We start from the raw sequence: 6,013 nt of genomic DNA, 5'->3' as shown, positions 1-6,013 counted from the left end.
CAAGCCTGTCGTTCGACGTATGGATAATCTGGTTGACGGCGAAGGGGGCTATTTTCTGCGCCGGATGCCGGCTGCGTTCATCATCCAGTGTGCTGGTGATCCGGGCCAGCCAGTCATCAAGCAGCGATGCCGGACGGGCATTGAGGGCCGGGAACGATCCGATCAGTCCGCTTTTGCATTGCTCGATGACCATATCCGGATTGGACACGATAAACATGGGCGAGCAGATTACGGGAAGCGACATTTGAGCGCGCAATTTTTGTACGACAGGATGAACCATAAACAACCTCAGTCAGATAAATATCATATGCAATATTGGCAGCGGACGGATGCATGATGCATGCCGCAGACGAAAGATGCCGACGGGGCAGGTCGGCGCAGCCATCGGATAGCACGTCGCGGTATCAGGGTCGCCTGCATAAATTCGAAACAAAATTCTGCAATGCGGTACATGCTTTACTCTTGAGCGCTAGCCGTCAGCACTTTATCATAGACTACTCTGGACGCGCGGGCAATGGAATTTTCTTTTTAAACATAGTATAAAACGGGTATTATTATACTATTGAGCAAATGCGGAAGGCATGACGCGCCACGCAATGCGATTCTGTACTATATTCTGCACATTGGAATTGTTCCTGCGAATTTATTTATGACATCTGATATTCGGAAAACCCTTAACAAACCCCCTTTGGCCAGAGAGTATGAGGACGACCGCCATTTCATCACGGCGATCGCCCGCGGCCTTGATGTGCTGGCCTGCTTTCGCTCCGGCAACAAAGTGCTGGGCAATCAGGAAATTGCACAGCGTTGCAAGCTGCCCAAGTCAACGGTGTCGCGCATTACCTATACGCTGACCAGGCTGGGTTACCTGACGCATGACGAGGAAAGCAGTAAATACCAACTGGGTATGGCGACACTCTCGCTGGGCGTGGGCTTGCTGGCCAAGCTCGATATCCGCCAGGTTGCCCGGCCGCTGATGCAGGCGCTGGCTGACGAGACTCAGGGCATGGTAACGCTGGGAACGCGCGATCGATTGTCGATGTTGTATCTGGAAAACTGCCGCAGCCGGTCGGCGCTGACACTCAGCATGGACGTGGGCGCCCGTATTCCGATCGTATCCACGGCCATGGGCAGGGCTTATCTGGCGGAAATCCCGCTGCAGGAGCGCGAAGAGATATTCGGCCGGGTACGCGAACTTGATGAGCTGGCCAGTGATGCGTTAATGAGCGGTATCGCTTCGTCGCTGGCCGATTACGAGCGGCTGGGATGCACCTGCTCATTTGGCGATTGGCAAAAGGATGTGAATGCCATCGCGGTCGGCTTGAATCTGGGGCGGCAGTTTCCGATTATGTCGATCAGTTGCGGGGGCCCGTCCTTCAATTTATCCGAACAATATCTGCTTGAAGAGGCGCGACCCAAATTGCTGGAAGTGGTCAGCAAACTCAAGGAGACGGTGGGTCAGCCAGCCTGATCCGCACAATACCCAGGCGTGTTGGTGAGCCCGTCGGGCAACTGCCAGCAGGCTTGCCGGCCGGCAGTTCGTGCTGGCTATTTCTTGTCGATCATGGAAAACAGGGCGGTGGCAAAGGCCACTTTTTTGTCACCCACGCGCATATCGCAGTTGGCGAAAACCACCCGCTTCCCCTTGCGTTGAATATCCACTGTCGCTTCCAGCCAGTCGCCTTCGCGCACAGGCGACATGAATTCACAAGTCAGCGACATGGTGACGAAAGCCACCGGCTCATCATGAGCGTTAAGAATGGCATCGCCAAAGGCATTGTCAGCAACGGTCATGATAAGACCGCCGTGGGCGACACCCACCTTGTTCAGATGCGTTGCCTCTACCCGCAGGCCAATGCCCACATGGCGGTCGTCCACTATTTTTTCATAAAAAGGTCCGGTCAGATCCGAAAAGGAACTGAAGCGGTTCAGCAGGCGGTAGTGTTCTGGAATAGTCTGGTCAATCATGATACGGGTGTTTCCTCAAGCGGGGTCCTGGTTTTTCTGTGGCGTTAGCAAACTATCACTATATCGCTGCAAATGAAAGTCTGCATCGCCATACTGACTATTTAGTACAGTGACCCGTTTGAAGTAATGAGGTACGACCAGCTCGTCGGTGACGCCCATGCCGCCGTGCAGTTGCACGGCCTCTTCGCCGACATGGCGCGACAGTTTTGCCAGCAGCACCCTTGCCGCTGCGCCTTTGATGATGCGATCCTGCGGATCATCGCCAGCCTGGCTGATGGCTGCCAGCAGCGCCATGGAAGTAGCCTGTTCTGCTGCGATGGCCATATCGGCCATGCGGTGCTGCAAGGCTTGAAAGGTGCCAATGGCCACGCCAAACTGCTTTCTGGTTTTCAAATACTCCAGGGTCGCGTCGTTCAGGGCCTGGATCAGGCCGGCCGCCTCGGCCGCCAGTGCGGCATTAGTGGCAGCCAGCGCCTGCATGATGGCGGGGTAGGCCGTGTCTGCGTCGCCAATCAGCGCCTCTGGCGGCAGCTCGGCATTTTCTATCACCAGATCGGCAGCCAGATGGCCGTCATGCAGCCGGTATGACTTGGCCGTAATGCCAGGATGGTCTGCTTTGACCAGGAAGACAGACAGGCCGTTGCTGTCATTTTCCTGTCCAGCAGTCCTGGCTGTGATCAGCCAGTGGTCGCACACCGGCGCGTCAACCACGATGGCCTTGTGGCCGTTCAGGATCCAGTTGCCCGCCTTGTTGACGGCCTGGGTATGGATACGCGATTCCTGATAGCGCGATTGGGCATCGTAGTGGGCAAAGGCGAAACGGGCCGAGCCATCTGCGATCGCGGCAATCAGCACGCTGCGCTGCTGCGCTGTGGCGTGCTGCTGCAAAAACGTACCTGACAGTACCACGGTGCTGATGTAAGGTTCAAGAATAAGTCCTTTGGCCAGTGAGCGCATGACCAGATAGGTATCCAACGGGGTGCCTTGCAGGCCGCCGTCTTCTTCGGCAAAGGGCAGGGCAAGAATGCCCAGTTCTGCAAAGGTTGCCCAGGTGTCCTGGCTCATATGCTGGTTGGCGGCAAGATTTTTCCGGCGCTGTTCAAAGGTATAGTCTTTGTCGACAAAGCGGGTAAGCGTATCTTGCAGGGCAAGTTGTTCTTCGGTAAAGGTAAAGTCCATGTGGATGACTCCGTAGCGTATTATGTTCTGTATCGGGAAGGGATGGCGGGCCGTTTACAGCCCCAGAATCATCCTGCAGATAATGCTTTTCTGCACTTCATTGGATCCGCCGTAGATGGTGGTTTTGCGATAATTGAAATATTGCGCCGTCATATGTTCCTGGGCCTGAGGAAAGGCGGCAGACAATTCATGTACCTGATCGTCCGGCAGGATATGGGCCGCCGCATACGGGCCGGCGACCTGCGAGGCCAGTGCTGTGATCGCCTGCTGAATCTCCGAGCCTTTCACTTTCAGGATGGAGGCTTCGGGCCCTGGGGCGTGGCTGCTGCCTTCCTGAGAAATCAGTTTCAGATTGGTGATTTCAAGTGCCATCAGATCCAGCTCGACCTGCGCCAGGCGATCGCGAAATCGCGCATCCTGCAACAGCGGCAGGCCGTCATTGCCGGTTTGCCGGGCGGCGGCCGTCTTGACCAGCTGCAGTGCCGCCTTGGAACGGCCCACGCGGGCGATGTTGGTTCGTTCGTGGCCAAGCAGGAATTTGGCGTAAGTCCAGCCTTTGTTTTCTTCGCCGATCAGGTTGGCGGCGGGAACGCGAACATTCTCCAGCCAGACTTCATTGACCTCATGGCCATCGTCCAGCATGATAATGGGCCGCACGGTAATACCCGGCGTTTTCATATCGATAAGCAGGAATGAAATGCCTTCCTGCTTGCGCACTTGCGGATTGGTGCGCACCAGGCAAAAAATCCAGTCTGCGTGCTGGGCCAGCGTGGTCCATGTTTTCTGGCCGTTGACGATATAGTCTTCGCCATCGCGCACGGCCGTCGTTTTCAGCGACGCCAGGTCCGAGCCGGCCCCGGGTTCCGAGTACCCCTGGCACCACCAGTCCTGGCCGGACAGAATGCGGGGCAGGAAACGCTCCTGCTGTTCTTTGCTGCCGTACTTTTGAATAACCGGCGCGACCATTTTCAGGCCAAAAGGCAATTGTTCGGGTGCACCGAAAGCAGCACATTCTTCTTCGAAGATATGGCGCTGCACCGCATCCCAGCCGGTGCCGCCAAATTCCACTGCCCAGGACGGCGCTCCCCAGCCTTGTTCAAACAGGCTGCGTTGCCATTGCTCGCGTTCGGCTTTTGACAGCGGCAGGCATTGTTGTGTCTTGTCGCGGACCGTAGCTGGTACCGCTTCTTTCAGGAAAACGCGAACCGATTCGCGAAAGGCCAGTTGTTCAGGAGTGTAGCGGATATCCATGGACGGAATTCCTTTTCAGGTTGTTGAGCGGCAGAAGCGAAACCGTCATTGTCGCAGCTCGGTGTCTGCGTAGCCCGGTTTCTTTTATGATTCTGCGTAGTGGAATATATAATTGATTTATGGAATTGATTATAGCGAGCAATGCGTTAAATGAAAAGACAGGCCGATAGAAAAAGCAGAAATGCTTGCAGCCGACAATTCGCTTTACACCCAATACTGCCACGGAGTATTATCAAAGAATTCTCGGGGCACATTAGTTCTGCTATGCGAAACAAAATGGCGTAGTAACGACGTGCCATGTATTTAATCGAGCCAGACAAGGAGACATCGCCATGGATCACGCTTTTTACGAAGAAAAGGACGGAATCGCCGTCATTACATTCAATAACCCACCGGTCAACGGCCTGGGTCATGGGTTGCGCAAAGCCATTGTAGAGGGCGTCGATCGCGCCAACAGCAATAGAGCAATCCGGGCGATCGTGCTGGGCGGGTCCGAGCGGGCTTTTTCCGGCGGTGCGGATGTGACAGAATTTGGTACGCCCAAGGCGCTGCAGGCGCCCACCTTGCGCACGGTCATAGAAGTATTGGAGCAATCGGCCAAGCCGGTAGTGGCTGCCATCAATGGCGTATGTCTTGGCGGCGGGCTGGAGCTTGCGCTTGGCGCGCACTATCGCGTTGCTGCTGCAGCGGCCAGAGTCGGTTTACCTGAAGTCAAGCTTGGCATTCTGCCTGGAGCGGGCGGCACCCAACGGCTGCCACGGGTAGTAGGACTGGAAAAGGCGCTGAACATGATTGTCTCCGGCCAGATCGTCAAAGCCGCTGCGCTTGCCGATACCGCGCTGTTTGATAAAGTTGTTGACGGTGAGCCGCAAGCGGCGGCCATTGAGTTTGCCAAAGGCCTGGCCAGTGATGCACCGCTCAAGCGGATTCGTGATCTGGCAGTTGGCGATGCCGATGCCGACGCCTTGTTGCTCAACGCCCGCAACGCGGTCAAAGCTGGCTCTGCGCGCTTTCCTGCGCCCGCTGCCTGCGTCGAGGCAGTGGCGGCCAGCACGCACATGGCCTTTGATGATGGGCTGGCATTTGAACGCCAGCACTTTACCCAACTGCTGGCCTCGCCCGAATCACTGGCGCTTCGTCATGTGTTTGCGGCTGAACGCGCAGCGACAAAAATTCCCGATGTGCCGGCCGATACCCCATTGCGTCCGATTGGCCTGGTCGGCGTGATTGGCGCTGGCACCATGGGTGGCGGCATCAGTATGAATTATCTGAATGCCGGCATCCCGGTGATCCTGCTTGAGCAAAAGGAAGAAGCGCTGCAGCGTGGGGTTGCCACCATTCGCAAGAACTATGAAAACACCATGAAAAAAGGGCGGATTACGGCCGAGCAGGTTGAAGAACGCATGAACCTGCTCAGCACGACCCTGTCCTATGACGCATTGAGCGAAGTTGACCTGGTTATTGAAGCCGTCTTTGAAGATATGGGGGTCAAGGAAGTCGTATTCCGTGAACTTGATCGTGTCGTCAAACCAGGTGCAATTCTGGCCTCCAATACCTCAACCCTGGACGTCGACCAGATCGCTTCTTTTACCAAACGCCCGCAAGATGTGATCGG

At 55.9% G+C, this 6,013-nt stretch carries 5 protein-coding genes and 1 pseudogene; 2 read left to right on the top strand and 4 right to left on the bottom strand.

Translation table 11 applies throughout. The features are described 5' to 3' along the window. Positions 1 to 280, bottom strand: a pseudogene (locus ACTIKR_RS20055) (nitronate monooxygenase); the annotation flags it as partial. 369 nt (positions 281 to 649) lie between these two features. Here ACTIKR_RS20055 and ACTIKR_RS20050 point away from each other — a divergent pair. Beyond that, on the top strand, positions 650 to 1,471 hold the full coding sequence (locus ACTIKR_RS20050) for an IclR family transcriptional regulator (RefSeq protein WP_193087425.1): 822 nt from the start codon (positions 650 to 652) through the stop codon (positions 1,469 to 1,471). Positions 1,472 to 1,548: 77 nt separating this feature from the next. On the opposite strand, the gene ACTIKR_RS20045 is transcribed toward ACTIKR_RS20050, so the two are convergent. Genes ACTIKR_RS20045 through ACTIKR_RS20035 form a run of 3 tightly spaced genes read right to left on the bottom strand, consistent with a single transcriptional unit; the run spans position 1,549 to position 4,398 of the window. Next, complete coding sequence (locus ACTIKR_RS20045) at positions 1,549 to 1,968, bottom strand: PaaI family thioesterase (RefSeq protein WP_193087426.1); 420 nt, start codon at positions 1,966 to 1,968, stop codon at positions 1,549 to 1,551. A 15-nt stretch (positions 1,969 to 1,983) separates the two neighbouring features. After that, positions 1,984 to 3,147 carry an acyl-CoA dehydrogenase family protein gene (locus tag ACTIKR_RS20040; RefSeq protein WP_442328832.1) on the bottom strand — a complete coding sequence of 388 codons (1,164 nt, stop codon included), beginning with the start codon at positions 3,145 to 3,147 and terminating at the stop codon, positions 1,984 to 1,986. Between the two features lie 54 nt (positions 3,148 to 3,201). Continuing rightward, positions 3,202 to 4,398 carry an acyl-CoA dehydrogenase family protein gene (locus tag ACTIKR_RS20035; RefSeq protein ID WP_442328831.1) on the bottom strand — a complete coding sequence of 399 codons (1,197 nt, stop codon included), beginning with the start codon at positions 4,396 to 4,398 and terminating at the stop codon, positions 3,202 to 3,204. Between the two features lie 332 nt (positions 4,399 to 4,730). On the opposite strand from ACTIKR_RS20035, the gene ACTIKR_RS20030 reads away from it, so the two are divergent. Next, positions 4,731 to 6,013, top strand: a 1,283-nt coding sequence (locus tag ACTIKR_RS20030; protein WP_442328830.1) for a 3-hydroxyacyl-CoA dehydrogenase NAD-binding domain-containing protein, incomplete at its 3' end; no start/stop codon positions are given.

Source organism: Advenella sp., from assembly GCF_052108595.1.
In the GTDB taxonomy this organism is placed as follows: Bacteria; Pseudomonadota; Gammaproteobacteria; order Burkholderiales; family Burkholderiaceae_B; genus Advenella.
Note: the sequence above shows the minus strand (reverse complement) of the source record. Positions and strands in the feature narration are given on the sequence as shown.

Coding starts and splice junctions, on each gene's coding strand:
- ACTIKR_RS20050 (WP_193087425.1), top strand. CDS start 650: ATGACATCTGATATTCGGAAAACCCTTAACAAACCCCCTTTGGCCAGA.
- ACTIKR_RS20045 (WP_193087426.1), bottom strand. CDS start 1,968: ATGATTGACCAGACTATTCCAGAACACTACCGCCTGCTGAACCGCTTC.
- ACTIKR_RS20035 (WP_442328831.1), bottom strand. CDS start 4,398: ATGGATATCCGCTACACTCCTGAACAACTGGCCTTTCGCGAATCGGTT.
- ACTIKR_RS20040 (WP_442328832.1), bottom strand. CDS start 3,147: ATGGACTTTACCTTTACCGAAGAACAACTTGCCCTGCAAGATACGCTT.